This is a genomic window from Carnobacterium sp. ISL-102, from assembly GCF_018612935.1.
GTDB classification, from domain to species: Bacteria; Bacillota; Bacilli; order Lactobacillales; family Carnobacteriaceae; genus Carnobacterium_B; species Carnobacterium_B alterfunditum.
Map to the genome: position 1 here is coordinate 1 of NZ_JAGGRF010000002.1, position 26,439 is coordinate 26,439.

At 33.2% G+C, this 26,439-nt stretch carries 27 protein-coding genes; 6 read left to right on the forward strand and 21 right to left on the reverse strand.

Going from position 1 to position 26,439, the window contains the following annotated elements; all coding sequences use genetic code 11:
- Positions 1-152: 152 nt before the first annotated feature.
- From J7E16_RS00930 to J7E16_RS00950, 5 genes are all read right to left on the reverse strand, one after another.
- Positions 153-1,736: a peptide chain release factor 3 gene (locus J7E16_RS00930; protein WP_214887656.1), complete on the reverse strand. Its 1,584-nt coding sequence runs from the start codon at positions 1,734-1,736 to the stop codon at positions 153-155.
- A 145-nt stretch (positions 1,737-1,881) separates the two neighbouring features.
- Positions 1,882-2,430: a thermonuclease family protein gene (locus J7E16_RS00935; RefSeq protein WP_214887659.1), complete on the reverse strand. Its 549-nt coding sequence runs from the start codon at positions 2,428-2,430 to the stop codon at positions 1,882-1,884.
- Positions 2,431-2,580: 150 nt separating this feature from the next.
- A complete protein-coding gene (locus J7E16_RS00940; RefSeq protein WP_214887662.1) occupies positions 2,581-3,936 on the reverse strand; it encodes an FAD-dependent oxidoreductase in 1,356 nt (451 codons plus the stop codon).
- A gap of 134 nt (positions 3,937-4,070) precedes the next feature.
- Positions 4,071-5,165, reverse strand: coding sequence for an AI-2E family transporter (locus tag J7E16_RS00945; RefSeq protein WP_214887665.1), 1,095 nt, complete (start codon positions 5,163-5,165; stop codon positions 4,071-4,073).
- Positions 5,166-5,183: 18 nt separating this feature from the next.
- Positions 5,184-6,218, reverse strand: a complete 1,035-nt coding sequence (locus J7E16_RS00950) for a M42 family metallopeptidase (protein WP_214887668.1) — start codon at positions 6,216-6,218, stop codon at positions 5,184-5,186.
- A gap of 158 nt (positions 6,219-6,376) precedes the next feature.
- Between J7E16_RS00950 and J7E16_RS00955 the strand changes: the two genes are divergently transcribed.
- Positions 6,377-6,811, forward strand: a complete 435-nt coding sequence (locus tag J7E16_RS00955; RefSeq protein ID WP_214887671.1) for a GNAT family N-acetyltransferase — start codon at positions 6,377-6,379, stop codon at positions 6,809-6,811.
- A gap of 108 nt (positions 6,812-6,919) precedes the next feature.
- Here the strand turns inward: J7E16_RS00955 and J7E16_RS00960 are convergent, their stop codons facing one another.
- The 6 genes from J7E16_RS00960 to yjbM all read right to left on the reverse strand — a co-directional run bounded on the left by J7E16_RS00960 (position 6,920) and on the right by yjbM (position 12,070).
- Positions 6,920-7,159 carry a DUF3006 domain-containing protein gene (locus J7E16_RS00960; protein WP_251006014.1) on the reverse strand — a complete coding sequence of 80 codons (240 nt, stop codon included), beginning with the start codon at positions 7,157-7,159 and terminating at the stop codon, positions 6,920-6,922.
- Entirely contained in the window at positions 7,149-8,165 is a 1,017-nt protein-coding gene (locus tag J7E16_RS00965; protein ID WP_214887674.1) for a ComEC/Rec2 family competence protein, read from the reverse strand. The genes J7E16_RS00960 and J7E16_RS00965 overlap by 11 nt, the downstream gene beginning before the upstream one ends.
- A gap of 75 nt (positions 8,166-8,240) precedes the next feature.
- The gene (mgtE, locus tag J7E16_RS00970; protein WP_285439359.1) at positions 8,241-9,605 is read right to left on the reverse strand and encodes a magnesium transporter; all 1,365 of its coding nucleotides are present in this window, start codon (positions 9,603-9,605) and stop codon (positions 8,241-8,243) included.
- Positions 9,606-9,634: 29 nt separating this feature from the next.
- On the reverse strand, positions 9,635-10,546 hold the full coding sequence (locus J7E16_RS00975; RefSeq protein WP_214887677.1) for an RluA family pseudouridine synthase: 912 nt from the start codon (positions 10,544-10,546) through the stop codon (positions 9,635-9,637).
- Entirely contained in the window at positions 10,536-11,348 is an 813-nt protein-coding gene (locus J7E16_RS00980) for an NAD kinase (RefSeq protein ID WP_214887680.1), read from the reverse strand. Before J7E16_RS00980 ends, J7E16_RS00975 begins: the two co-directional genes overlap by 11 nt.
- A gap of 65 nt (positions 11,349-11,413) precedes the next feature.
- Positions 11,414-12,070 carry a GTP diphosphokinase gene (yjbM, locus tag J7E16_RS00985; RefSeq protein ID WP_034548115.1) on the reverse strand — a complete coding sequence of 219 codons (657 nt, stop codon included), beginning with the start codon at positions 12,068-12,070 and terminating at the stop codon, positions 11,414-11,416.
- 195 nt (positions 12,071-12,265) lie between these two features.
- Here yjbM and J7E16_RS11370 point away from each other — a divergent pair, with 195 nt between their 5' ends.
- The 3 genes from J7E16_RS11370 (at position 12,266) to J7E16_RS00995 (ending at position 13,710) form a co-directional block, all read left to right on the forward strand.
- Positions 12,266-12,634, forward strand: a complete 369-nt coding sequence (locus J7E16_RS11370) for a CYTH domain-containing protein (RefSeq protein WP_251006007.1) — start codon at positions 12,266-12,268, stop codon at positions 12,632-12,634.
- Positions 12,628-12,837 carry a CYTH domain-containing protein gene (locus tag J7E16_RS11375; RefSeq protein WP_251006008.1) on the forward strand — a complete coding sequence of 70 codons (210 nt, stop codon included), beginning with the start codon at positions 12,628-12,630 and terminating at the stop codon, positions 12,835-12,837. Before J7E16_RS11370 ends, J7E16_RS11375 begins: the two co-directional genes overlap by 7 nt.
- Positions 12,838-13,023: 186 nt before the next feature.
- Positions 13,024-13,710: a DsbA family protein gene (locus J7E16_RS00995; protein ID WP_214887683.1), complete on the forward strand. Its 687-nt coding sequence runs from the start codon at positions 13,024-13,026 to the stop codon at positions 13,708-13,710.
- A 222-nt stretch (positions 13,711-13,932) separates the two neighbouring features.
- On the opposite strand, the gene pepF is transcribed toward J7E16_RS00995, so the two are convergent.
- The 8 genes from pepF to opp3b form a co-directional block, all read right to left on the reverse strand.
- Complete coding sequence (gene pepF, locus J7E16_RS01000) at positions 13,933-15,750, reverse strand: oligoendopeptidase F (protein ID WP_214887686.1); 1,818 nt, start codon at positions 15,748-15,750, stop codon at positions 13,933-13,935.
- Between the two features lie 89 nt (positions 15,751-15,839).
- On the reverse strand, positions 15,840-17,000 hold the full coding sequence (locus J7E16_RS01005) for a competence protein CoiA (protein ID WP_214887689.1): 1,161 nt from the start codon (positions 16,998-17,000) through the stop codon (positions 15,840-15,842).
- A 127-nt stretch (positions 17,001-17,127) separates the two neighbouring features.
- Positions 17,128-17,805: an adaptor protein MecA gene (locus tag J7E16_RS01010; protein WP_214887691.1), complete on the reverse strand. Its 678-nt coding sequence runs from the start codon at positions 17,803-17,805 to the stop codon at positions 17,128-17,130.
- A 152-nt stretch (positions 17,806-17,957) separates the two neighbouring features.
- Entirely contained in the window at positions 17,958-18,356 is a 399-nt protein-coding gene (gene spxA, locus J7E16_RS01015) for a transcriptional regulator SpxA (RefSeq protein WP_214887694.1), read from the reverse strand.
- 374 nt (positions 18,357-18,730) lie between these two features.
- A complete protein-coding gene (locus tag J7E16_RS01020; RefSeq protein ID WP_214887697.1) occupies positions 18,731-19,672 on the reverse strand; it encodes an ABC transporter ATP-binding protein in 942 nt (313 codons plus the stop codon).
- A complete protein-coding gene (locus J7E16_RS01025; RefSeq protein ID WP_034548103.1) occupies positions 19,673-20,758 on the reverse strand; it encodes an ABC transporter ATP-binding protein in 1,086 nt (361 codons plus the stop codon).
- 14 nt (positions 20,759-20,772) lie between these two features.
- Positions 20,773-21,822, reverse strand: coding sequence for an oligopeptide ABC transporter permease (opp3C, locus tag J7E16_RS01030; protein ID WP_214887700.1), 1,050 nt, complete (start codon positions 21,820-21,822; stop codon positions 20,773-20,775).
- A complete protein-coding gene (gene opp3b, locus J7E16_RS01035; RefSeq protein WP_034548100.1) occupies positions 21,822-22,769 on the reverse strand; it encodes an oligopeptide ABC transporter permease in 948 nt (315 codons plus the stop codon). The genes opp3C and opp3b overlap by 1 nt, the downstream gene beginning before the upstream one ends.
- Positions 22,770-23,047: 278 nt before the next feature.
- Between opp3b and J7E16_RS01040 the strand changes: the two genes are divergently transcribed.
- Positions 23,048-23,419, forward strand: coding sequence for a DUF3899 domain-containing protein (locus J7E16_RS01040; RefSeq protein WP_214887703.1), 372 nt, complete (start codon positions 23,048-23,050; stop codon positions 23,417-23,419).
- A 91-nt stretch (positions 23,420-23,510) separates the two neighbouring features.
- Positions 23,511-24,515, forward strand: a complete 1,005-nt coding sequence (gene trpS / locus J7E16_RS01045) for a tryptophan--tRNA ligase (protein ID WP_034548099.1) — start codon at positions 23,511-23,513, stop codon at positions 24,513-24,515.
- A 51-nt stretch (positions 24,516-24,566) separates the two neighbouring features.
- On the opposite strand, the gene lplA is transcribed toward trpS, so the two are convergent.
- Both lplA and J7E16_RS01055 read right to left on the reverse strand, forming a co-directional pair.
- Positions 24,567-25,586: a lipoate--protein ligase gene (gene lplA / locus J7E16_RS01050; protein ID WP_214887705.1), complete on the reverse strand. Its 1,020-nt coding sequence runs from the start codon at positions 25,584-25,586 to the stop codon at positions 24,567-24,569.
- A 52-nt stretch (positions 25,587-25,638) separates the two neighbouring features.
- Positions 25,639-26,385, reverse strand: coding sequence for an MBL fold metallo-hydrolase (locus tag J7E16_RS01055; RefSeq protein ID WP_214887707.1), 747 nt, complete (start codon positions 26,383-26,385; stop codon positions 25,639-25,641).
- Positions 26,386-26,439: the final 54 nt, after the last annotated feature.

Sequence of the window (26,439 nt, forward strand, 5' to 3'; positions counted from 1 at the left end):
CCTCCAATCGAATGGTAGTGTGGTAACTTCATTCTATACGAGGACGTCATGGGTTTCTTTTATTTCGTCTTGGGTGTTGCACTTAATATTACAATTCATCTAATAAAAAAAAAACAAACCATTCTAAATTAAAATAGAATGGTTTGTTTTTTTTATAATAATGACGTTAATTCGACATCTGGGTATTTATCGGCAAACCAACGCAATGCAAATTGATTTTCAAATAAGAATAAGGGATTCCCGAAACGATCACGTACCAGTAAATTACGACTTGAAGACATATTTTCGTCCAAATCTTCAGGTTTGATCCAACGGGCAATTTTATTTCCCATAGGGGTCATAATGGTTTCTGATTTGTATTCGTTTAACATACGGTATTGAAATACCTCAAATTGTAATTGTCCAACTGCCCCAATGATATAATCTTCCGTATGGAACGTTTTATACAGTTGAATGGCACCTTCTTGAACTAATTGTTGCACACCTTTATGAAATGATTTCTGTTTCATCACATTTTTAGCATTCACTTTCATAAACATTTCCGGAGTAAATTGAGGAAGTTTTTCATATTCCACATTCAATTTTCCCTCAAAAATGGTATCACCAATTTGGAAATTACCAGTGTCATAAAGCCCTATGATATCTCCTGCAACAGCATGCTGCACAACTTCGCGAGTTTCAGCCATAAATTGAGTTGAATTTGATAATTTTATTCTTTTGTTTGTTCTCGCTAATGTAACATCAATTCCACGGTCAAACGTTCCTGAACATATACGCACAAAAGCGATCCGGTCTCGATGGGCAGGATTCATATTAGCTTGGATTTTAAAAATAAAACCAGAAAATTCATTTGTCGTTGGTTCTATTTTTTCACCACTCGTTGTCGTATGAGCTGTCGGGCTTGGTGCAAAATTGATAAAGGTATTTAAAAAGGTTTCTACTCCAAAATTGGTTAATGCTGATCCAAAGAATACAGGGGTAAGTTTGCCCGAAGCAATCTTCTCTTCTGAAAATTCATTTCCAGCTTCATTCAACAACTCGATGTCATCTAAAGCTTGCGAATATAAACTTGACGCTTTAATAGGATGGTCTCCTTCGATCTCCCCAGCCTCATTCAATTTTATGACCTTCTGTCCATTTAAGCCGTTAATTTCAGGACGATGGATCTCAATTGTTTTATTGTAGTTATCGTAAAGTCCTAATAATCCTTTACCCATACCAATCGGCCAGTTCATCGGATAAGAATCAATTTCTAAAACTTCTTCTAATTCTTCTAATAAATCTAACGGCTCTCTTCCATCGCGGTCTAATTTATTAATGAACGTGAAAATTGGAATGCCACGCATTCGACAAACTTTAAATAGTTTTTTTGTTTGGGGTTCGATACCTTTTGCACTGTCAATGACCATCACTGCGCTATCGACCGCCATTAGTGTACGGTAAGTATCTTCAGAAAAATCTTCATGTCCTGGTGTATCTAAAATATTGATTCTTTTATCCTTATAATCAAATTGCATAACCGAACTGGTAACAGAAATTCCACGTTGTTTTTCAATTTCCATCCAATCTGATTTAGCAAATTTCCCTGTTTTTTTTCCTTTTACCGTGCCTGCTTGACGAATTGCTCCACCAAATAGCAGCAGCTGTTCAGTGATCGTCGTTTTCCCCGCATCCGGATGGGAAATAATTGCAAATGTCTTTCGCGACTCTACTTCCTTTTTTAAATAATCTTCCATAATTTATCCCTCATCTAATAAGTCTTTTATTTACCTTAATTAATCTATAACCGTATCCTTAGTCAAACATGCCTCAAGTATGGCAGCATGTATCGTCACCTGAATTATTATAGCATATTTAGTATTACATTTTATACCCTATTCGCTATTTATTAAATCCGTAATCTCCAACATACCCTTCAATAGACCAGATATTCACTTCAACAGCACTTGCTTTTTGTTCTGCCTCTTCAAGTTCCCCCAAGTAAACTTCATCTCCATTTTCGTATCCTACGCGTGCCAAACCTTCTTCAACCATTACTTCTTGTACTAGTTCTCCATCTGCATAAAGGTAGGCTAGCACTCTTTCATAGTCATCGATTTTCTCATGAGAAGGATCATATTCTATTGATAAGTTTTTCTTTTTCAAATAATTGGCAAGAAATTCTTTCGCTTCTATACCGTATGGCTGAGCAGAACCGGTTTTAGTTTTACTGCTTTCTGGAGTATCAATAAGAAGTAGCCTTAACTTTTTTTCTGCACCATTTTCATTAAAGACGATGGTATCTCCGTCAATGGTTCTTACGAGTTCAATAGCTATTTGTTCTGTTTTTAGAGTAGAAGTTGTTTCCTTATCTTGATCTATGATGTATAGCCCACTAACAGAAAGGACAAGAGCGGCTAGTCCAGATATAATTTTTTTGTTCATTTTCATGACTTGCCTCCTAATTATTTACCTATAAAAAGGGTCTGAGAAAGATATCTCAGACCCTTTACTATTTTATTATGAATCTCTTAGACAATCAAGTTTCAGAAATTTATTTTTTCATATAATGTAATGCATTTACTTGATTTACAGTGTCTATTATTTAGCTAATTGATCTTCTTGATCACAAGCTGCTTGAGCTAAGATGTTCAAGTAGTTCCAAGGACGGTCAAAATAAGGTTGGAAGAAGAAATCAACATAAGCTAAATCTTCAATCGTCATTTTATTTTGAATAGCTAATGAAAGTGTATTAGCAGAAGCTGTTACATCATATTTAGACATGATTTGTCCACCAACGATGCGGTTTGTTCCCACTTCATAAACTAATTTCATCATAACTTCTTCAGTTGTAGGCATAAATTCTGGACGGTAATTGTCTTTAACAAAAACTGAACGAACCTCTAGGCCGAAGTGTGAAGCACTATTGACGTTAACACCTGTTGACCCAATATTGTATCCATATAAGTACAGACCAGAAGTAGATTGTGTTCCTCTGTATTTTATTTTAGGCTCAATAATATTTTTACCTACTAAAGTACCCATACGAACAGCATTTGTTGCTAAAGGAATATATGCAGATCCGTTATTTGGATTGTAATGAACTGCACAACTATCTCCAGCTGCGTATATGTCTTTATCACTTGTTCTCATGTAATCATCCACAAGGATCGCACCGTTTGGCATCATATCAACTTTACCTTTTAATAATTCATTGTTTGGACGGAAGCCGACACATAAGATAACTAAATCTGCTTCATATTCTCCTTCTGGAGTTGTTACAGATTTAACTGAACCATTTTCATCAGCATTAAATGAAGTAACTGCTTGATTCAACGCCACTTTAACGCCATGTTCTTCTATAGCACTCTCTAATACATCCGTAAATTCTGGATCTAAATATTTATTAAGAATACGATCTAATCCATCAATTAAGGTTACTTGCTTGCCTGATTGCTCAAATGCTTCTACTAATTCAATACCAATGTATCCTCCACCAACAATTACGACTTTTTTAGCTGTTTGGTTTTGTTTGATCACTTCTTGAGCTTGATTATAGTTTTTGCATAATAAAACATTTTTTGTTTTAATACCAGGAATCGGCGGTATGATAGGCCAAGAACCTGTTGTGTTAACTAACTTATCATAAGTTTCTTCAAATACTTCTCCAGTAGTCATGTTTTCTACAACTACTTTTTTAGCTTCAGTATCAATACTTGTAACATTATGTTCCATTTTAACACTTGCACCCATTTGAGTTAATTCTTCAGGATTAGAATAGAACAAACCAGCAGCATCTTTTACAACTCCGCCAACGTACATTGCAATTCCACAAGATAAGAACGAAATGTTATCATTTCTTTCAAAAACAGAAACTTCCACAGATGGATTTTCTTTTAAAATTGTTTTAACAGCTGAGGTACCAGCATGAGTACATCCAATAACGATTACTTTCATTTTTTGTATCCTCCTACAAAGCTATTTTTTATGTGTTCGTAACTATAACATCTTTTTTGTGAAAAAATGTTCATACTCTCACTATGAAAATTATATCACAAACCGTATGAATAAAACAACGATTTATTATTTTTTTAAGTTGAAGCATGTTTTTTTCTAATCATAAACATATCTTTTAAATAAACAACAATTGTTTTAACAACAGCATATGTCGGAACCCCTAAAATCATTCCGATGATTCCAGCGATATTTCCTGCAACTAATAATAAGATAATAATGGTCAAAGGATGGATTGATAATGTTTTCCCAATCACATTCGGTGAAATAAAAGCACTATCAATTTGTTGGACCACTAAAACAACTAATACAACCAATAATGCTTGTGTTGGTGAAATAGTTAATGCGATAATGACTGCCGGTGCAGCCCCAATATAAGGACCGATATAAGGGATAATATTGGTGATTCCCGCAATGCTGCCTAATAATAAGCCATAAGGCATTCCTGTAATTAAATAGCCTAAATACGTAAATACTGCTACAAATAGGCAAACTAGCGTTTGTCCGCTTATATAAGAAGCAATTGTCTCATTCATTTGGCCTAACAGTTCAATCATTTGGCCCCGATAATCTTTTGGAAAGAATTTAGCAACTGACGGACGGAAATTTTTACCGTCTTTAAACATATAAAATAGAATAATTGGAACAGTAAATATGACAATTGTTGTATTCGCCAATGCTCCTATCAAAGAACCTACACTTGAAGTTAGTGTCGTAAATATTGTATTTGCAATATTCTCGATCGATAAGTCCATTTGGCTTAGACTTTTTTCCAAATCAAAATTATCAAACATCGGTTTTTGAAGAAGTTCATTAGAATAGTCTTCTAATGCCTTCAAAAATGACGGTATACTCGTGATCAATTGTCCTAATTGTTCAAGTATATTAGGAATAACTGAAATAGCTAGAAATACTAAAGATCCTAGAAATAATAAAAAGACGATTATAATACCATACTTTCGTTTAATTTTAATTTTTTCTAATTGTCCAATCAAAGGATTCAATAAGTAATATAAAAATCCAGCTATAATAATCGGTGTAAATAATGTCGAAAAAAATGTAGTTAAAGGTTGAAAAACGAAATCAATTTTTGTACTCATAAATATCAATGTTGCACTAACCAATAGCCAAACTGTCCAAAACATTAATTTTGATTTTTTTAAATAATCCATAAAATTTGTCCTCTCCGATTAATCTAGCATATTGCTTAATAAATAGTACTCAATCAATTGTTCTGTTGCTGTTATCGATTCTTCATGTGTTCTCTCATAAGCATGACTTGCTTCAATACCTGCACCAATCAGCGCATGACGAACATCTGCCCCAGCTGCCATCGCAGCGGATGCATCACTACCGTAAAATGGATAAATATCTAATTGATATGGAATAGCATTATCTTCACAAATTTGTGTAAGTTTTTTTCTCATTTCGTAATGATAAGGACCGCTGCCATCTTTAACACATATAGAAACAGAATATTCGTCGGTTTGTTGGTCGTCACCCATTGCGCCCATATCAACAGCTAGATACTCTACCACTTTATCAGAGATATTTGAATTTCCACCGTATCCAATTTCTTCATTAGTTGAAATATAAAAATGTGTTGTATAAGGGAGGCTAACTTTTTCATCATTAATTTTTTTTAAAAATTGTAATAATATAGCTACACTAACTTTGTCATCTAAATGACGAGATTTAATAAAACCATTCGCTGTAATTTCAGTTCTAGGATCAAAACTGATAAAGTCTCCTACAGATATGCCCAAGGCTTTTGTCTCGTCTTTTGTGTGAACTTTCTCATCGATACGAACTTCCATATTTTCTTGATTTCTTTCGGCAGTTCCTGCATCTTTGTAAACATGGACACTCGTTTGATGCATCAAGATCGTACCGGATATCTTTCCCTGATCTGTATGTACTGTACAGTATTCGCCTTCAATTGCGTTGTAACGAAAACCGCCAATTAAATCCAGTTTTAGGCGTCCATTGGGTTTAATAGCTCTCACCATTGCACCTAATGTATCCACATGTGCTGTTACGAATCGTTGTTTTTGATGGTTTGTTCCTTTTACAGTAACCATTAAGCTTCCTTTATTTGTTTTTTTAGCTTCATAGCCTAACTTGTTTAAATAGTTTTGGATAAAAGCAATTATTTCATACGTATTCCCAGTTGGAGAAGGAATTGTTGTTAATTTTTCAACAAGTTGGATCGTTCTTTCATTCATCACATTAGCCACCATTCTTTTTAGTTTACATTCTTTAGTATAGTTCATCCACAGCAATAAATAAAGAATCTCAAGATAAAAGCTGCAGTAGATTTATTATTATAGCTTCCTTTAATAAGTTATGTTACGATTTTAATTACATAGAAAGAAGGGATATTATGGAATATATTTGGACAACCGATTTAAACACAAGCTATTATAATGATGCCCTAGAAATTAGAAAAAAGGTCTTCATAGAAGAGCAACACGTTCCGCTAGAATTAGAAATTGATGATTTAGAAGATCAAACGGTCCATGTTATTGGTTACTTAGAAAATAAACCTGTTGCTACAGCAAGACTCTATCAAAAAAATGCGACAACCGTTAAAATTCAACGTGTTGCTGTTTCTATTGATTTTCGAAAAAAGAATTTGGGAAATCAATTGATGCTTGAAATAGAGCGTTATGCGCAAACCAAACGTTTCACAAAATTGATACTTGATGCACAAGACCATGCTCTAAATTTTTATAAAAATTTAGGTTATCAAGTTGAAGGTGAAGGCTTTATGGATGCTGGTATTCCACACCATACGATGATCAAGGATCTTAAATGATTTCATTATGGGATGCGCAAAAAATAGTGCTGTAACCAAACGGAATATTGTTCTGTTTGGTTACAGCACTATTTTTCAACCTTAAATCAAATGAATTTTCTTGATATTTCAATGATTTTCATTTTTTTTATTTAGTAGATCTACTCGTTTTTGTTTCATTTTAGCAAGTCGTTTCTGTGTCTCTTCTTTTAAAGGGACAATGTCAAGAACTCGTTCACCTTCAATGGTCACCTCATAGATTTCACCGATTCGATAATTATGTGGCAAATTTTTTTTTGCCACATGAATGGGTGAACCTTCATCAGGGATAAATCGGGCTTGCTCACCTTCTATTTCTTCAAGCATCATCTTCAACAAGATTATCCCCCTTCTCAGTTTCAATACTGTAAGTTCCATCTTCATGAATAGTTGCTGTTATCGTTCCATTTTCAATCGTTCCATAAATTGAAATAGATTGTTTTCTTAAACGATCTATTGCCTCTTCACCAGGATGTCCATAGCTATTATTTTCGCCTGCTGAAAAAATAGCAAATTTTGGTCGACTAGCTTTTATCCACTCTTCACTAGTACTGGTATCCGATCCATGATGCCCCATTAAAATGTAATCTGCTGTTAGATCTGTTCCAGATTCAACAATAGTCTTTTCGATGCCCTGAGAAGCATCTCCACTGAATAGACCACTTACTTGATTGACAGTAATTTTAGTTATAATCGAATCATCATTTTGATCATTTTTTGATTGCTCATTAGGGTTTAACACTTCAATTTTAAAAGGTCCTACTTGATAGTTTTCACCTGTTTTTGGTTCTGTATAAATGGTATTGCTTTTACCGATAGCGTCTAAAAGTCGCTCATAGATTTGACTTGTAGCATCATTTCCATTCATCCAAACTTCTTTGACATCATAATAGTTTGTAATAAGATCTCCATTACCAATATGATCTGAGTCGTTGTGCGTGAAGATAAGCAAATCAATTTTCCCACCTGTTCCAACGTATTGATCCAATTGTTGAATGATTTTTTTATCTTTATCTTCATATCGCCCGCTATCCATCAAAATCGTCGTACCGTCTTTTGCTTGGATCAGTGTTGCAGATCCTTGATTAGCATCCAAGAAACGAATCGTTGTTTCTTGATTTTCTGTTTGATCCATTTCTTCTTTCGTATTAAAAAGAGTGAACAGTTCTTCTTTAAATAACTCTATTCCTCTATTTAAAGTAAGATCAGACTGTTTATTCTCCCCTAAAAATAATCCTACTGAGAAAACTAACAGAAGGACTAATCCAGCAGAAATAAATTTTGTTCTTTTTTCTTTTTGTTTTTTGGTTATCTTCTTTTTCTTTCTTACTGACACAAATGTTCATCCTTTTCTAGCGCAATTGTAGCTTCCATCTTCATAAATTTATTCACTATTTCGCTAATAATTTTTCTAAACTAAATATTCCATAAACAATGCAGCAATATTAAAGTAAATTAATACACTGGTTAAATCTGTAAGTGTCGTAATAAATGGGCCACTAGCAACTGCAGGGTCAAACCCTATTCTTTCCATTAGAATAGGGATGAAACTTCCGGCAAGATTGGCAATTGTGATTGCTACTAGCATTGCTATACCTATAACTGATCCTAAAACAAAATTTTCTTTCCAAATCCCTACTGCTAAGAATATTGTGGCTCCCGTCACAACACCGGTGATTAGACCGGAAGCTATTTCACTTATAATTAATTTCTTGAAATTTCTTTTATTTTCATCATTATCTGCTAATTTACGAACAGCAACCGCTAATGATTGGGTTCCTGCATTACCTGCAGTTCCTGTTATCAATGATATAAATACAGCTAAAATGCTTGCTTTACTGATCATTTCTTCATAATTGCTGATTAAAGTGGAGGTTCCAATTCCAAGGAATAATAATATGATCAACCAAGGAAGCCTTTTTGAAGCAACAACAAATGGGTTTTCAGATCGTTCTTCCACATCGACCCCAGCTAAACCGGAGTAATCGCTAGCTGCTTCATCACTGATAACATCCATGATATCATCTACAGTAATGATCCCTATCAACCGTTCTTCATCGTCTACTACAGGAATGGCTAGAAAGTCATAATCTTGCATAGTGCGCGCGACGTCTCTTTGATCATCATTGCCGTTTACAGATATTAAACGGTCACCCATAATGTCTGAAATCATTTCATCGTCTTCATGCACGATTAAGTCTCTTAATGATATAACACCAACTAATTTTCTATTTGCATCTACTACATATACATAATAAATCGTTTCAGCTTCTGGTGCTTTCTTTTTTAAAATCGCCATGGCTGACTGAATCGTCTGATTTGCAATAATTGAAATATACTCAGTTGTCATAATTGAACCAGCAGTATCGTCTTCATACTTCAATAATTTTTTAATGCCATCAGCAGCTTTTTTTGGCATTAAACTTAAGTATTTTTTGATCGTATAAGGTTCTAGTTGATTCAGCATATCTGCTGCATTATCTCGGTACATTTCACTCAGCATATTTGCAGCATACTGAGGGTTCATTTCTTCCAAATATTTTTCGACTGATTCTTCTTCTTCTTCAAGTATTTCGAACGTATCTGCCATTTCATTAGGAGATAAAAAGTTATATGCTCTTAAACGTTCATCCTTTGACAAGGATAGATAAACTTGACTTTGTTCATAAACGTGTAATTCTAAAAAACTTTCTCTGAATGAATTGATATCTTCAGCTACTAAATAGCTTTTCAACTGTTCTATTTGCTCTTCAAATTCTACTTGTACTTCTTTCAAGGGCTACACCCCTTCCTAAATTCATTTCATTAACGATTGACCTCTTGCTGCTTATGCTGATGTAGCCATTGGGCAATATCTTCAGGATGGTCTAGTGTAAGATTTATTTTTTCGTTTGTAAAAGGGTGTATAAAATTTAACTCGTTACAATGCAACGCTTGCCTAACTATCCAATTATTCTTCTCACCGCCATATAAGTCGTCTCCCATTAACGGGTGGCCAATATGAGTGAAATGAACCCTTATTTGATGAGTTCTTCCGGTATGCAATTGAATATCGACCAAGGTTGCTTGTGGGAAAGACTTTTTGACCCAATATTCTGTTAAAGCTTCTTTTCCAGAGGAATGAGCTCTTCTTGTAATAATGGAATCGACAGTTCGTGCAATAGGGGCATCAATAAATCCGTGTTTTCCTTCGTCCAGCTGACCCTTTATCAGTGCAGTATATTTTTTTTGAATTTCTTTACTTCTTAACTGCACATCCATTAATGCGTGTGCGTAGCCATGTTTAGCGAACAACATTAATCCTGTAGTATCTCGATCAAGTCGAGTCACAATATGAATAACTTGATCAACGTAACCTTGACGCACATAGTAACCTTTAACTCGATTTGCCATGGTACTTTCAGGGTGAACTTGAGACGGTACCGAGGCAACTCCATAAGGTTTATTTACAACTAAATAATGTTGATCTTCATACACGATATCAATCGGAATATCGATAGGAACGGTTGTTTCATGAGGAGCTTCATTAGGAATCGTGATTTGTACGCTATCGTTTTCTTTCAAGAGATAACGCACAGTTACTTCAGTTTCATTGACTTCAATTTTCCCGCCGTGAAACTTTATTTTTGCTAGTAAACTACGTGAAATTCCTTTTGTTTTTAAAAATGATTTCACTTGTAGACTAGTTGGCAGATCATATATCCAACTAAATTTCATATTTTTTTTTCGCTCCAATAAAAGCATCTTCAACTCGGCTCCAGAAATGAGTATGTCTGTAACGAGCAAAGTGAATGCGTTCTTTCGCAATGCTATAATTTAATTCAGTAATATTTTTTTCGGAAGATGTCAATTGATCGATGGTTAAAACAAAACCCTCAGTTGTGATTGGTTTGATTCTGATCCATTCATCCCGTGCAACAATTAAGGGTGAACCTAGAATACGAAATACCCGATTATTAATAGGAGCGATTTCAGTCAGCTGTAGTGCTTCAAGTCGAGGATGGATAACTGCTCCTCCTACTGACTTATTATAGCCAGTCGAACCAGTAGGTGTCGAAACACACATTCCATCTCCTCTAAACCTTTCAAACAGTTCATCCTTTATGAATACATCACACACCATTGTTCCGTCTATCCGTTTCATTGTTGATTCATTTAAGGACAAAAAGTGAGAAGATTCCTTTTGCCCTTGGTATGTTACCTTAACATCAAGCAATGGATAGCTAACACTTTCACCTTCATCTCTAAGCAAACTTGAGACTAAATCTTCTAACTCGTAATCTCGCCAATCTGTATAAAAACCTAAATGTCCTGTATGTACCCCTACAAATCGCACATGATCTAACATATGGGCATACCTATGAAAAGCGGACAACAATGTTCCATCTCCACCGATCGTTACAACGACATCTGGATTTTTATCATCTAATAGAAGACGGTTTTTCAAGCAGAGTATCCGAAATTCTTTAGCTAGTTTTAAAGATTGCTCTCCATTATTATTAACTACTGCTATTTTCAAAGTTGTCCCTCCTTTTTAATTACATCTGATAATGCTGAAATCTCAAACAATAGCTACAAAATAAATTAATATCTGTTTGATGTTTCATCAATAACTGGTCTTTTACTGTGAGAAAATAAGTGTTGTGCTTCTTGTATTTCTTCTCTAATTTGAGACATTTCTTCATCTAGTTGAAAAGCAGCTTCTGCAGCCCGTTTTAAACGAACATTAATAGCATCTGGAAACTCACCCTGGTATTTATAGTTTAATGAATGTTCAATCGTAGCCCAAAAATTCATTGCCAATGTGCGCACCTGTATCTCAACAAGTATTCTTTTTTCACCATCGATCAATTGCACAGGATACTCAAATACAACATGGTACGAACGGTAGCCACTTTCCTTCTTATTCGTTATATAATCTCGTTCTTCAATTATTTTCATATCATTTCGATTTCTTAAAAGTCTAACTACTTCATGAATATCTTCTACAAATTGACACATGATTCTTAATCCTGCTATATCTTGCATCTCAGTATCTATTTTATCGAAAGGAATATTCCTTAAAGCTGCTTTTCCAATAATGCTATTTACCGGTTTTACTCTCCCAGTAACAAATTCGATTGGAATATGCCGATTCCCTTTACTAAATTCTTTACGAATTCCTTTTAGTTTTATTTTTAATTCTTCAACAGCCTGATTATAAGGTATTAAAAAATCTTCCCACTTTTGATCTTGATTCATCACTTTATACCCTCTTCTAGGAACTTATGATTTCGCACTTTTCAAAGCGCTATATGGCTTCATTTTAACATATTTAATTAGAAAGATGAAATATACTAAAATAGAAATAAAATGATATGATAGATAGATAATTTAGTACTAGTAAAATATATACTTATCACAATACTTAAATCAAGTTAAAAAGGGATGAAACAAATGGCTCAGCAGGTAGAAATTGAATTTAACAATAGTTTAACAAAAAGTGAATATACTAAATTGTTAAGCAGCTTAAACTTATCTGAAAAAGATTTTTATCTTCAAGAAAATTATTATTACGATACGAAAGATTGGAAACTAAAAAAATTACATTCTGCTTTACGCATACGTTTATTTTCGGACTCTGCAGAACTAACACTAAAAACACCTACTGGAAAAGATTTTTTAGAAACGACTGATAACTTATCATTGAAGCAAGGAAAACTGCTCTTAAATACTCATACGATTAAATTAGATGGCCATGTAGCTAAGCAATTAACTGAATTGAACGTTAATTTAAAGAACTCTTTTTATTTGGTTCATTGGTAACAAAGCGTTATGAAAAAAAAATTGAGCAAGGTCTAATTGTAATAGACGAAAGTTCGTATAGCTCTAAAACAGACTATGAGTTAGAATTCGAAATAAATTCTCGTGAAGTAGGGGAAGTTTATTTTGACCATTTACTTCAGCTCTATTCAATCAAAAAACGATCAACGAAAAATAAAATCAAACGAATGATGGAATCAAGTTGATTAATTATTGATGGTATTAAGATAGAAAAACCGAAATGTGGCGGCTTTGTTACAATTTGTACAAAAAATCATCCGAAAATGAGACCCTTTATTATATTTTCTTAGCTATTTTTGATAAAGTATACTTGTAAACAACAATAGAGTACGCAAATAGATTTAAAAATACTAAGACTAAGGTGAAGATAAATGTTCTCAACTACGTATACTAAAAATGGATCAGCTCATAATGAGTTAATTGAAATTTATTTATTTATTAATCCAATTGATTCTACTTGTTTCCAAGCTGAAAAGGAAGTATTAAATTTTATTGAAAAAGCTGCTAGTAAAATTCGTGTTAATTTTATTCCAGTTCATAATTTAGCCACGGTGACTCAGTATCTTTCTACAAACAACTTACCAAAAAGTGATTTAGAGTTACGTAATTCTGTACATTCTGTAGTGTATGACATTTGTCTTTATTATACTGCTGCAACTATGCAAGGAAAGAAAAAAGGCCGTAATTTCCTACTTGGATTGCAACATGCATTACTTGAAGAAAATAGAGTCTTTTCAGAAAATCTTGTTTTGGAATCTGCTGAGCAAGCCAAATTAGATATTCCTATGTTTCTTGAAGATAAAGAATTAGACTTTACAAAAACTTCTTTTGAATCTGATCAAAAAATAGCTTGTGAGGTAAATGCTTTTAATACCCCTTCTTGTTTACTATTTAATGACAATCATAAAGAGCACGGTTTATTGATTGAAGAAGGTATTACGGTCGAACTGCTTCAAGCACTGCAAAACCCTAATCCAATGATTATTGAAGCAAGAAATCAAATAATCTCAAAAGATAAAACTCGCTTAATTAATAAAGCTTCATTGCAAGTACTTTAAGATTCAATTTGATCTAATTTTTAATGATACTAAAAAACTAAGCCAACATATCATTTGGCTTAGTTTTTTTTAGTTGCATACTATTAAATTTTTGGTCTATATTTTTTTAGTGCGAGTAAACTAAATTAATTACATGAAAATTTTTCAGGGATGGCAATTTCAATGAAGCCCTTGATTGCTAAAGGAAGCACTAATATTGTAACTGCTTTATTTTCAAACGGCCTAACTTTTTAAGGTTTCAATCAATTCTTCTAATTCATTTAATCTAGCTTCAAACACTTTCATAGCGTCCTCTATGTAGGTTTTATTGGTCATGTCTACTCCCGCTTTTTTCATTACTTCAATAGGATAATCGCTGTTTCCAGATTTCAAATAGGTCAAGTATTTATCTAAAGCTCCTTCTTCACCCTTAACGATTTTATCTGCTAAAGCTGTAGCAGCTGAAAAACCTGTTGAATATTGATAAACATAGTAATTGTAATAAAAATGTGGAATTCTAGTCCATTCGATAGCGATTTCAGGATCTTTTTCAACATCTGGACCATAATACTGTGCATTTAATTCTCCATAATAATCTGTTAAAAAATCACTTGTTAAAGGTGTCCCTTTTGCTGCTTCTTCATGTATAAAATGTTCAAACTCAGCAAATTGAGTTTGTCTAAACATAGTGCCTTTAAACCCATCTAAATAATGATTTAAAACATATGCTCGGACTTTCGGATCTGTTTGTGTCTCTAACAGATGATCCGTTAAAATATTTTCATTTGTAGTAGAAGCTATTTCTGCTAAAAAAATAGAATAATCTCCATACACATATGGCTGATTCGTTCTTGTGTAGTAACTATGGGCACTGTGCCCTAATTCATGAACGAGCGTATACAAATGGTTTAGTGAATCGTGCCAATTCAACAAAATATAAGGATTTGTTTCGTACGCTCCTGAAGAGTATGCACCACTTCTTTTGCCTTCGTTTTCTATGACATCGATCCATCGATTATTAAAAGCCTTTTTTAAAACAGACAAGTACTCCTCACCTAGTGGTTGAAGAGCTTTTAAAGTCTCAGCTTCAGCTTCTTCATAAGTATACTTAATACCAGCTTCTCCACTAATAGGCGTGTACATATCGTACATATGAAGCTCATCTACACCTAACAGTTCTTTTCTTAAAGCAACATAGCGATGCAATAACGGTAAATGATCATGGACGACATCCAATAATGTATCATAAACAGATTCTGGAATATGATTGCTACTTAAAGCTTTTTCACGTGCAGATTGATAATGATGAACTTTTGCATTGTAATTATGGTATTTAACATGTGAAGAGAGAGTACTTGAAAAAGTGTTTTGTAATCCTTTATACACTTTATAAAGATTTCTAAAAGCTGATTCGCGAACAGAACGGTCAGTACTTTCCATTAATTGCCCATAGACTCCGTGTGTTAATTGAATATCATCTCCATTTTCATCTTTGATTGTTGGAAATGATATATCTGCATTATTTAAGATGTTAAACGTCCGACTGGAAGCATTAAAAATCTCTCCTGCTCCTGCTAACAATGCTTCTTCATTAGCACTTAAAACATGTTCTCTAGTCGCTGTTAATTGATCAATAAAGTGTTTGTAGATAGTTAACTCTTCATTTTCATTAAAATAGTGATTTAATCTTTCTTCTGGTAATTCTAACACTTCAGGTTCGAACCACGAAATAGCCTCATGAGCTTGCGTAGCTAATTTAGTGACTTGTTCATACATTCCTTGATAGATTGAGTTCGTTGTGTCTTGATCATTTTTTAATTGACCATAAACGTATAACTTCTCCATTTGATTAGATAAGTCTAAAATAGTTTGAATCGCTCTCAAGAAACTTTCTGATCCGTTAGTTAATGTACCTTTATAAGTTACAACAGACTCTATTTTTTTTTCTAACTCTTCATATGATTGTTTAAATGCTTCATCGGATTGGAAAATCACGCCTAAGTCCCAGGTTGATACTTCAGGTATCTTATCCCTTTTTGGTAATTTTTTTGGCTCACTCATTAAAAAACCTCCTTGAAATTTTCTCATCTTTAATCTTACCATAAAATATTTTTAAATAAAGAAACTTTCACTTAAGAATCAACTATATGCTACTGATCTAAAGATAAAAAATCGGTCATCTTTTCATTCTCATTTCCATACCGTTTAGGTTTTTTTTGAATTATCCAATCTGAATTAGAAATAGCTGACAATACACCTCTTTGGGTCAAAAGAGCCATGAAATGATCAACACACTTTTTTTTGCTTTCAATTGGTATAAGTGGCATAACATGAAAAATCAACTCATTATTTTTTATCATCAAAGAAAATTTTTGGTACACTTCTTTCTTAGTAATAACCTCTTTGTTGTCTCTTTCCATTAACCATTCCAATAATAGGTATTTCCAAAAATAAGATAATGACTTAATAAATATTTGATCTTTCACAGGTAAATAAACTTCTACCGGCAAAGAAATCAAAGAATCTCCTCTTTTATAAATATATTTTTGAAACAATACAATCTCCGGTACTTGATAATTTCTCCCTTGATTCAAAAAATAGTGACTTTGAATCAACTGTTTTTTGGATTCATTTTTATTGCTTTTTCCAAAAAATAATAATTGCTTACTTATATATTCTAAGCTGGTACTCATTTTAGCTAACTCAAATTGACTAGAGCAGGAACTTATATGAGTTGAATTCCCTTGCTGATTGATACGGCAATGAACCATTAATGTATTTTTATCAACATGTAATTCTAAAAAATAGCATCCTACTAATTTATGCTCATTGATAAATAATCTTTGGAAACTAGTTAACCTATTTTTAAAATGATATTGTTTTCCTAAAATCCAATAAACTTTGTATCCATTTTTAATATATCCAGTCGTTCGTTCAACCATCCGTTGAATAGAAAGAGCACTGCATTGAAACTCAATAGCAATTGGGGTTTGTTCATCTAACCAAATCAATAGATCAGGCCGTTGTTTTAAATTTGACAAATAAGCTTCCAATTGACAGGGAATCTTTTGTTGTGTGAACCACTGATAAAGCATATTTTTACCCAAAATATGTTCTTCAGTTTCACCTTCTGAAAAAACATTACACTCACTTTTTTGAAAATGTGTAAAATGAGCTTGTTTGATTAGTCCCTTCTTGAGAAAAACAGGTTCTCTACAATTCGGACAATAATAGTCATATTTTTGATTCTTAATTTTTTGCTCATTCATCGCATTAAGATATTGGTTTTTATTGTTTAACGCAATTAGCATCACTATAGTCTCCTTTCATACATTTCACATACTAACTATCCGCAAAAAAAGAGAGGAAATCTATTTTAAAACAAAAAAATCAAAGAAAGGAAAACCTTCTTTGATTTCATAATCGATACTATTTAGTTTATTTAAAGTAGTGACGTGTTAATTCAAGCGCCTTATTTTCCATAATTACTTTGCCATGTTCTTCTAAAATCCCTTGAGTAACTGGCGTTTTTTCAGCAAATTCTAGTGCAAGTGAAATTTCTTCATCAGCACTTCTTTCAGTCATTTCGTTAATAGGAAAGATTAAATTCAAATAATATCTTTCTTTATAAATAAACAAATTAGAAAGTGCATTATCTAAATACATCATTTTTGATAGTGCAATCATATTTTCAAACTGATCAAATCTTAAAACAATCTCTTTTGTTTCATCTTCAGGACTTTTAATTTCATTCCCGTTCTCATTTTCATTTTCAGATTTATTTAAATTTTGTACCATCTGTTTTTTTATATATTGAGAGAATTCATCTGAATTAAGGTTTTCAGATGCTGAAGAAAAGTCTAATTGATCGTTTATTGGACCACCTTTGCTAATGAATAATTCTAACCCATTCCCATTTGGTAATACTTGAAATGTAATGGCATCAGATTCATGGAATTGTTCGTCTACATCTACTTCTTCTAAAATACTATAAAAGAAATTTTCAATTTGTTTATGATTTCCTAAAAGATCCAAAAAAGTTACGCCTCTCTCTTCTAAATCAGCGTTCTCAATCAATACTCGGATGGTGTTTTCGTTAATATGTTCCATTTCCATAGTCCTACACCTCATTTCTCATCTTCACAGTTAAAAATATTTCAACTTATGAATAATCTATATAACCATTTTAAACGAAATAAATTAAATGTAAAGTTAAAAGTGCCAAAAAAACTACGACACTGTTAAGATGCGTAGTTTTGAACTAATTGTTAATATCCAACTATGAGTTGAGCTTGTTTCAATTCAAGTGCTCTTACTTCGCGAGGCAAGAAACGACGAATCTCGTCTTCGTTATAACCCACTTGCAATCTTTTTTCATCTACCATAATTGGCCGACGTAACAGACCTGGATTATCTTGAATCAAATCGAACATTTTATTTAAAGGTAAATCATCTAAATCAACATTCAGCTCTTGAAATACTTTAGAACGCGTCGAAATGATTTCTTCGGTACCATCTTCTGTCATTTTTAAAATCGATTTGATCTCACCGATTGTTAGTGGCTCTGAAAAAATATTTCTTTCATTATAAGTAATATTATTTTCTTCTAACCAAGCTTTAGCTTTACGACATGATGTACAACTAGGCGATGTATATAAAGTTACCATATGTTACTCTCTCCTTTTTTAATCAGATAAATTGTTCAAAAAAATTGAGGATCATTAATGAAACTATGAAACGCCTTACAAATTCATTATAAAACATTCATTTTAAAAATACTACCCCTTTTGTCATTTTCTTGTCACTTTTTATTAAATTTCGGATAGTATATTTTACCAGTTCTTATTTGCATAATCAAAAATCATATTTAATCATGTTTTATTCTAAATGGAATTAACAATAATTAGTACAAATAAGAATTCATTATAAATAATATTTCGTTCAAAAACAAACTTTTTTCACTATTGATTGTTTGTAGTTTTTCTTTTACAAAAAAAGGCTGTAAATCAGACTTTATTGTCTAATTTACAGCCTTTTCATATTACTTTTTATAGCTTGCTTTTTTTTCTTTTAAAGCTGGTATATCAGATTCTCTACAGTAAACAAAATGTCCTGGAGAGATTTCACGTAATTCTTCAGGTTCTCCATTTGATTCACGGGGGATATATGGAGTACGCACACGGTTACGCTCATATTCAGGATCTGGTAAGGGTACGGCAGACAATAAGCTTTCAGTGTAAGGATGTAAGGGTGTGTTATAAACTTCATTAGCAGGAGCTAATTCAAGCAATTTCCCAGTATTCATTACACCAATTCGGTCACTGATATATTTAACCATTGATAAATCATGGGCAATAAATAAAAATGTTAATTTTTGAGTTTTTTGCAATTCCATCAATAAGTTTACAACTTGAGCTTGGATAGAGACATCCAAAGCAGATATTGGTTCATCAGCAATAATGAATTTAGGTTTAACTGCTAAAGCCCTAGCGATCCCTATGCGTTGTCGTTGCCCACCTGAAAATTCATGCGGATAGCGTGAAGCATGATCTGGATTTAGACCAACAGTTTTCAGTAATTCATCTACTTGTTGATTCCTATCCTCAGTAGAACTGGCTAATCCATGAATATCGATACCTTCAGCAATAATATCACGGACTTTCATTTTTGGATTTAAAGATGCATAAGGATCTTGGAAAATCATTTGCATATCTCTTCTGAATTTCAACATATCTTTTTTACCAGATATATCATGAACTTTTGTACCTTCAAAGTCAATTTCTCCAGCCGTTGGATCGTATAAACGGATAATTGAGCGTCCTGTTGTTGATTTACCTGAACCAGATTCACCAACAAGACCAAAAGTTTCACCTTTATAAATATCAAAAGTAATATCATCTACTGCACGAACTTCATTTTTTGTACCTTTATTGAAGTACTGCTTTAAACCTTTAACTTCTAAGATTTTTTCTTTATTTTCCATTTAGTTTACCCCTCCTTCGACTTGAGTCTTAGCGTCCTTTAAAGATCCATGAAGTGGGGCAAATTTTTCTTCATAAATTTTATGACGTGCTTTAATTTCTGGTGGCGGCTCAACTGCAGGAGCATCCGGATGTAATAACCACGTTAAAGCTGAATGTGTTTCAGAAATTTTAAAGAAAGGTGGTTCTAATTCGGTATCAATTTTCATTGCAAATGCATTACGTGGAGCAAATGCATCCCCTTTTGGAGGATCCAATAGATCTGGTGGTGTCCCAGGAATGGCATACAATGTTTCAGTGATCTCTAATGTTGGCATAGAACTGATCAATCCCCATGTATATGGGTGTTGTGGATTATAGAAAATTTCATCAACTGTTCCAATTTCAACAATTTTACCAGCATACATTACCGCAACTCGATCTGCAACATTTGCTACTACACCTAGATCATGTGTAATAAAGATAATTGACGTTGCAATTTTCTTCTGTAATTCTTTCATTAAATCTAAAATTTGTGCTTGGATCGTTACATCTAATGCTGTTGTTGGTTCATCAGCAATTAATACTTCAGGGTTGCATGCAAGAGCGATCGCAATAACAATACGTTGTCTTTGTCCACCAGAGAATTGGTGTGGGTATTGTTTCATCCGTCTTTCGGCATCTGGTAACCCTACCAAATTTAATAGTTCTAAAGCTCTTTTTCTAGCATCTTCTTTATTTAATTTTTGATGCAACCTAATTGGTTCAGAAATTTGTTTACCAATCGTCATTGTTGGATTAAGCGAAGTCATAGGATCTTGAAAAATCATTGCAATTTCTTTACCACGAATACCTTGCATTTCTTTTTCAGTTTTTTTAATAAGATCTTCACCATTAAATAAAATTTCTCCATTTTCAATATTAGCATTTTGTGACAGTAAACGCATGATGCTACGTGTTGTAACAGATTTTCCTGAACCGGATTCTCCTACGATAGCTAACGTTTCACCTTTTTTCAAATCAAAACTGACACCGCGGATAGCTTTTACTTTACCAGCATAGGTGTCGAACGTAATTTCTAAATCTTTAACTTCTAATACATTACTCATTCGTTTTCACCTCGCTAATCTTTCATTTTCGGATCAAATGCATCACGCAGACCATCAGCCAATAAGTTAAATGAAATCATTAATATACAAATAACTGCAGCTGGATACCACATTAAATGGGGTAGGAAGCGAAATGTTTTGTATCCGTCATTAATCAATGTTCCTAATGAAGCCGTTGGTGCTGGAATTCCTATACCAATGAAACTCAAGAATGCTTCGAAGAAAATGGCAGAAGGAATCGAGAACATCGTTTGAATGATAATTATACCGGATAAATTTGGAATTAGATGTTTAAATGCAATTTTAATTGAAGATTCACCTAATGTACGAGCAGCTAAAATGTATTCTTGATTTTTTAATTTTAAGGTTTGTGCCCTGACTACCCTAGCCATTGAAATCCAACCAGTAATAGCTAAAGCAATAATAATAGATGTAATCCCTGGCTCTAGTACCAATAACATTAAGATAACTACAACAAGGTTTGGAACACCTGATAAGATCTCTAAAACACGTTGCATAAAGTTATCCACTCTACCGCCGATCCAACCTGAAACCAAACCATAAGTTACACCTATAGTTAGATCAAAAAAGGCTGCTACAAAAGCAATGATCAAGGATACCCTTGTACCGTAAAGAATACGGGAAAGCAAGTCACGGCCTAAGCTGTCTGTACCTAGGATATAATACTGATCCTCAGGAACACCCTTTTCGGCATATTTGTCTATACGAGTTTCTCCAACTTTTTGAGTTCCGTTTAAACCATCAATATCGATTCCTGAAATTTTAGGTGGCAGGCTCGCAAACTCTACTGTTTGGATATCTGGATCATAAGGTGCCACGATTGGCGCTGCAATCGTAAGAACGATCATGATTATTAAGACGACCAAACTAACGACAGCCGCTTTATTTTTTTTCAATCTTCTCCATGAGTCTTGAATAAAACTTAATGAAGGTGCAGAAATTTTTTCGTTATCTCCTATACTTGACCCAGTAGCTGGGGCAAACATGTCAGGAGACAAATTTTTAAATTCATCTACAACAGGAGTATTTTCTTGTTTATTCATTATTTGTCCCCTCCTTCAGTAGAAACACGAATACGCGGATCAATTACTCCGTATAAAATATCAACAACTAAAATAATAAATACAAGCATAGCAGAGTAAAGAATAGTTACACCCATGATTGTTGGGTAATCATTTGTCATGATTGATTTAACGAATTGTTCACCAATACCAGGAATAGCATAGATGTTTTCTACAACCATTGAACCAGTCATCAAACCAACAGCCATAGGTCCTAAAATCGTTACTAACGGAATTAAAGCATTACGGACACCATGTTTAAAAGCTACTGTCCATCTGCTTAATCCTTTGGCTCTTGCTAATTCAACATAATCACTACCTAAAACATCTACCATTTCTGTTCTAATAAAACGAGCTGAATCTGCTAAAGGAGATATTGCTAATGCTAACGTAGGAAGAACTGATGAGCTGAATCCTCCATCCCATAAAGCGATTGGGAACCATTGGAGATATACACCGAACACTAGCTGTAACAAAACAGCAATAACAAAGTTAGGAATTGATCTTCCTAATATCGCTGAAAAAGTTGCAAGCGTATCGATCCAAGTATTTTGATACATTGCCGCTATTACACCTAAAACAATACCAAATATTGTCCCTAATGCAACGGCTTGAATACCCAGCTGTAAAGACGGCCCTACACGCGTAGATAATAGTTTCGTTACTGGAGTGTTGCTAAACTGGAATGATACTCCTAAATCTCCTTGAAGTAATCCTCCGATATATACTAAATACTGAACCGGCACCGGTTCATTTAATCCATATTGTTCATTCATAATATAGATTTGTTCTTCTGAAAGTTTATCCTGGTTACTATATGGAGTACCTGGTAAAAGCTTCATTAAGAAAAAAGTAATCGATGCAATTAAAAATAATGTCAACAACATGTATAACACGCGTTTCCCTAAAAATCTAGCATAGCTTTTCATCGATTATAGCACCTCCAACAATTTTAATTTTAATTCTCCTAGAAAAAAGAATATACTATATAGAATAGCTTGTCAAAAGCAATATTGCAAAACTTTTTTTAATTATGCTATCATATTACACTATAAGATTAAAATCAGATTAGAATATGAATAGAAATCAGGTATGTATTGCAAAGTTTGATCCTTATCTCTTTTTAAAATATTCATATATTTTTCATAGTATTCCTATTATAATATAGTTTAGTACTATTGCATGTACACTTTAAGGAGGAAAATCAATGAAACAAAATAAAACACCTATGCGTATCTTTTTGGTGTCGCTCTTTTTATGCTTGTTGATTGAATTAATTGCTTATAAAGAGCTGTCATTCTATCACACCACAAATCTTACTTTCTATGGAGCCTCTTTATTTCTCATTATCGGTCTTTTTGGCGCATCTTTTTCATCTGGTTTCTTTGATTTCTTTAACTACAGTATGCGAAAAACGGCTTTTAATATTCGCAAAGGTAAACATTCCGATGAAGAGTTCACTATTAAACCTCTCTCAAAACTAATTGGCAAAGGGTATTTCCTTTTTTTAAAGGTAGGTTCAGCATTATTAGCCGTTAGTTTGATTACATTGCTAGCGTATTATTTAATTGAAAGATGATTTTTTAGTACTTGTTTTCAACAAAATCTTTAATCGGCTTAAAAATGACGTATACTAGTACTGATGTACTTAGAAATAAGGGGTGGATAAAATGAAGACAATTTTTTCAGGTATTCAACCTAGTGGAACTCCTACTATTGGGAATTACATTGGGGCAATGAAACAATTTATATCTTTACAGGAAAGTTATACAAGTTACTTTTGTATCGTTGATGAACATGCTATTACTGTGCAACAAGAGCCGCTAAAACTTAGGCAACAAACGAAAAGTCTTGCTGCATTATACTTAGCTATCGGGTTAGATCCAGCCAAAGCTATAATTTTCATTCAATCTGAAGTTTCTGCACATGCTGAAGCTGCTTGGATCGTTCAATGCAATACTAATATCGGTGAATTAGAACGGATGACACAATTCAAAGATAAATCCGCAAAAAATAGTCGTTCTGGTGTATCAGTTGGTTTATTAACTTATCCGCCTTTAATGGTTGCAGATATCATTCTTTATCAATCGAATTTAGTTCCTGTTGGGGATGATCAAAAACAACACTTAGAATTAACGCGTGATTTTGTCACTCGTTTTAATAATAAATATAGCAATGGTAATCACTTGCTGACTGTACCAGAAGTTAAAATACCAAAATCTGGCGGTCGTATAATGAGCTTGCAAGATCCTTTAAAAAAAATGAGTAAATCTGATGATAATAAGAAAAGTTTTATTTCGATGTTAGATGCGCCTGCAATCATTCGTAAAAAAATCAAAAGTGCTGTGACCGATTCTAGTGGGGTTATTGAATATGATTCTGAAAATAAACCTGGTATATCAAATTTATTAACGATCTATGCTTCATTTACTGATTTTAGTATTGCTGAACTGGTAGATCGTTATCAAAATAGCGGATATGGTCAATTTAAAGAAGACTTAGGCGAAGCTATTGTAGCTGTACTAGAACCTATTCAAATCAGACACAACGAATTGATCGATTCTGATGAGCTAGACTTGATTCTAGATGAAGGTGCTATTAAAGCTCGTTCTGTAGCCAATAAAACACTCATAAAAATGAAGAATGCCATCGGTTTAGGAAGAAAAAACAGATAGCAAAAAAAGCTGAAGCGCTCAGGATAGTTATCCTAACTGCTTCAGCTTTTTTTAGTATATCAAATGCACTAATTCTTCTTTAGTAATATTTCCAAAATACTTTTTAATATTTATATCGTCTAATGCTTCATTTATAGATAAAATATCATATTTAATACCAGTCAATTTTTCTTCAACATCTGAAATATCTCCTAATCCAAAAAAATCTCCAAAAATACGAATATCTTGAATTAATCCTTTAGCCACATTCATTTTAAATTCAACTGAACCAATTGAAAAACGATGACGGCGAACCAATTCAAATTTTGGTGATTTCCCATAATTCCAATCCCAATTATTAAAATACTTTTCGGAGAGTTCTTCTATCTGATTCCAATCATGATCCGTCAATTTGTATTCCTTAACGTCTTCAGCACTATCCACATCGAATATATTTAATAATAAACGATCTCGGAATTCTTTTGTATTCATAAATTGATAATCATCAGCTAAATAAGGTTTTATGTTCGTCACTCGGCTTCTTATTGATTTGATTCCTTTTGATTCAATTTTATCTTTCCTTACTTTAAGAGCATTTACGACTTCTTCAATATCACTATCAAACATGATTGTACCATGTGCCGTCATTCGACCATCTTTTGAATACATTGCATTTCCAGAAAATTTTTGTCCATTGATCAGCAAGTCATTTCTACCTTCAAGCTTAGCACCTTCAACACCCATTTTGTGTAAGGACTCTATGATAGGCTCTGTAAATTTACCGAAATCGCGGAAAGAATCTCCATCATCTTGTGTAATAAAACAAAAACAAAAGACTCCATAATCATGATAGACAGCTCCACCACCTGAAAATCGGCGGACTATATGAATATTGTTTTTTTCTACATATTCTGTATTGATTTCTTCAATCGTATTTTGATTTCTTCCAATTATGATAGAGGGCTCATTGATATAAAAAAGCAATATTGGTTCATCCAATACAACATTATTTAACAAATGATATTCAATTGCCAGATTGATTGTAGGATCTGTTATTTCTTTACCATCACGAATATTTTTGACATAGTACATCTATTGTTTCCTCATTTCTACATTTTTCTATTTCACTTTATTACAGCTTTCCTCAAATCTCTATGACTAAATCTTTTTCAGCTAATATAATTTCTGTTTTTGGTGTTTCATTGATTACTTGAGCTTTCAACAGCTCATGGTCTCCAACTTGTGGCAAGTGTGTTAGAATAACTTTTTTCACATCTGCCTCTTTTGCAATTCTACCAACTTCAGCTGCTGACATATGAACACGATGATTCTCCATTCCGTTGAAGAAATTTGTATCTGCCAATAATACATCCGCCTCTTTACTGAAGGTAATGAAATCGGGTAGATAACCAGAATCTGCTGTATAGACTAATATCTTACCTGTTTTTATTTCAACAATTCTCATAGCATAACATTCCACTGGATGCAGAGTTCTCATAAGCTGTATTTCAAATGGACCAATATATAATTTTTGACCTTCATCATAAGCTATCCCTTCACTCACAGTGTCCATAGTTAATCGTTTAAAATTTTCATTGTCTCCTTGGTGCCCATAGATAGGAAACATAGGAGCTCTTTCAAGATTATTTTTCATTCGTTTCAATTGACGTGTAAATTGTAAAACGCCTAAATCAGCTATGTGATCATAATGATAATGAGATAAGATAACCGCATCCAATTGTAATGGATCTAAATGATCTTCTAAAGCAATCAAAGAAGCACTTCCTACATCGATCAATAAATGATAATTTTCTGTTTCTAATAAATAAGAACTTGTACCTGAATTTTTTGTTGGGTACCCGCCCCAAAAACCTAATATCGTTAACTTCATTTTCTTCCCTCACTCCTATTTTTAGTTTATCTTTTATACAATACCTTACACTAA

Coding starts and splice junctions, on each gene's coding strand:
- pepF (WP_214887686.1), bottom strand. CDS start 15,750: ATGAGTGAGCCAAAAAAATTACCAAAAAGGGATAAGATACCTGAAGTA.
- J7E16_RS00940 (WP_214887662.1), bottom strand. CDS start 3,936: ATGAAAGTAATCGTTATTGGATGTACTCATGCTGGTACCTCAGCTGTT.
- J7E16_RS01055 (WP_214887707.1), bottom strand. CDS start 26,385: ATGAAGTTAACGATATTAGGTTTTTGGGGCGGGTACCCAACAAAAAAT.
- J7E16_RS01025 (WP_034548103.1), bottom strand. CDS start 20,758: ATGAGTAATGTATTAGAAGTTAAAGATTTAGAAATTACGTTCGACACC.
- J7E16_RS00950 (WP_214887668.1), bottom strand. CDS start 6,218: ATGAATGAAAGAACGATCCAACTTGTTGAAAAATTAACAACAATTCCT.
- trpS (WP_034548099.1), top strand. CDS start 23,511: ATGAAGACAATTTTTTCAGGTATTCAACCTAGTGGAACTCCTACTATT.
- J7E16_RS01040 (WP_214887703.1), top strand. CDS start 23,048: ATGAAACAAAATAAAACACCTATGCGTATCTTTTTGGTGTCGCTCTTT.
- yjbM (WP_034548115.1), bottom strand. CDS start 12,070: ATGAATCAAGATCAAAAGTGGGAAGATTTTTTAATACCTTATAATCAG.
- J7E16_RS00935 (WP_214887659.1), bottom strand. CDS start 2,430: ATGAAAATGAACAAAAAAATTATATCTGGACTAGCCGCTCTTGTCCTT.
- J7E16_RS01005 (WP_214887689.1), bottom strand. CDS start 17,000: ATGCTAATTGCGTTAAACAATAAAAACCAATATCTTAATGCGATGAAT.
- J7E16_RS11370 (WP_251006007.1), top strand. CDS start 12,266: ATGGCTCAGCAGGTAGAAATTGAATTTAACAATAGTTTAACAAAAAGT.
- J7E16_RS00960 (WP_251006014.1), bottom strand. CDS start 7,159: ATGATGCTTGAAGAAATAGAAGGTGAGCAAGCCCGATTTATCCCTGAT.
- J7E16_RS00975 (WP_214887677.1), bottom strand. CDS start 10,546: ATGAAATTTAGTTGGATATATGATCTGCCAACTAGTCTACAAGTGAAA.
- opp3b (WP_034548100.1), bottom strand. CDS start 22,769: ATGAAAAGCTATGCTAGATTTTTAGGGAAACGCGTGTTATACATGTTG.
- J7E16_RS00945 (WP_214887665.1), bottom strand. CDS start 5,165: ATGGATTATTTAAAAAAATCAAAATTAATGTTTTGGACAGTTTGGCTA.
- J7E16_RS00955 (WP_214887671.1), top strand. CDS start 6,377: ATGGAATATATTTGGACAACCGATTTAAACACAAGCTATTATAATGAT.
- spxA (WP_214887694.1), bottom strand. CDS start 18,356: ATGGTAACTTTATATACATCGCCTAGTTGTACATCATGTCGTAAAGCT.
- J7E16_RS00995 (WP_214887683.1), top strand. CDS start 13,024: ATGTTCTCAACTACGTATACTAAAAATGGATCAGCTCATAATGAGTTA.
- J7E16_RS00930 (WP_214887656.1), bottom strand. CDS start 1,736: ATGGAAGATTATTTAAAAAAGGAAGTAGAGTCGCGAAAGACATTTGCA.
- opp3C (WP_214887700.1), bottom strand. CDS start 21,822: ATGAATAAACAAGAAAATACTCCTGTTGTAGATGAATTTAAAAATTTG.
- lplA (WP_214887705.1), bottom strand. CDS start 25,586: ATGTACTATGTCAAAAATATTCGTGATGGTAAAGAAATAACAGATCCT.
- J7E16_RS01010 (WP_214887691.1), bottom strand. CDS start 17,805: ATGGAAATGGAACATATTAACGAAAACACCATCCGAGTATTGATTGAG.
- J7E16_RS01020 (WP_214887697.1), bottom strand. CDS start 19,672: ATGGAAAATAAAGAAAAAATCTTAGAAGTTAAAGGTTTAAAGCAGTAC.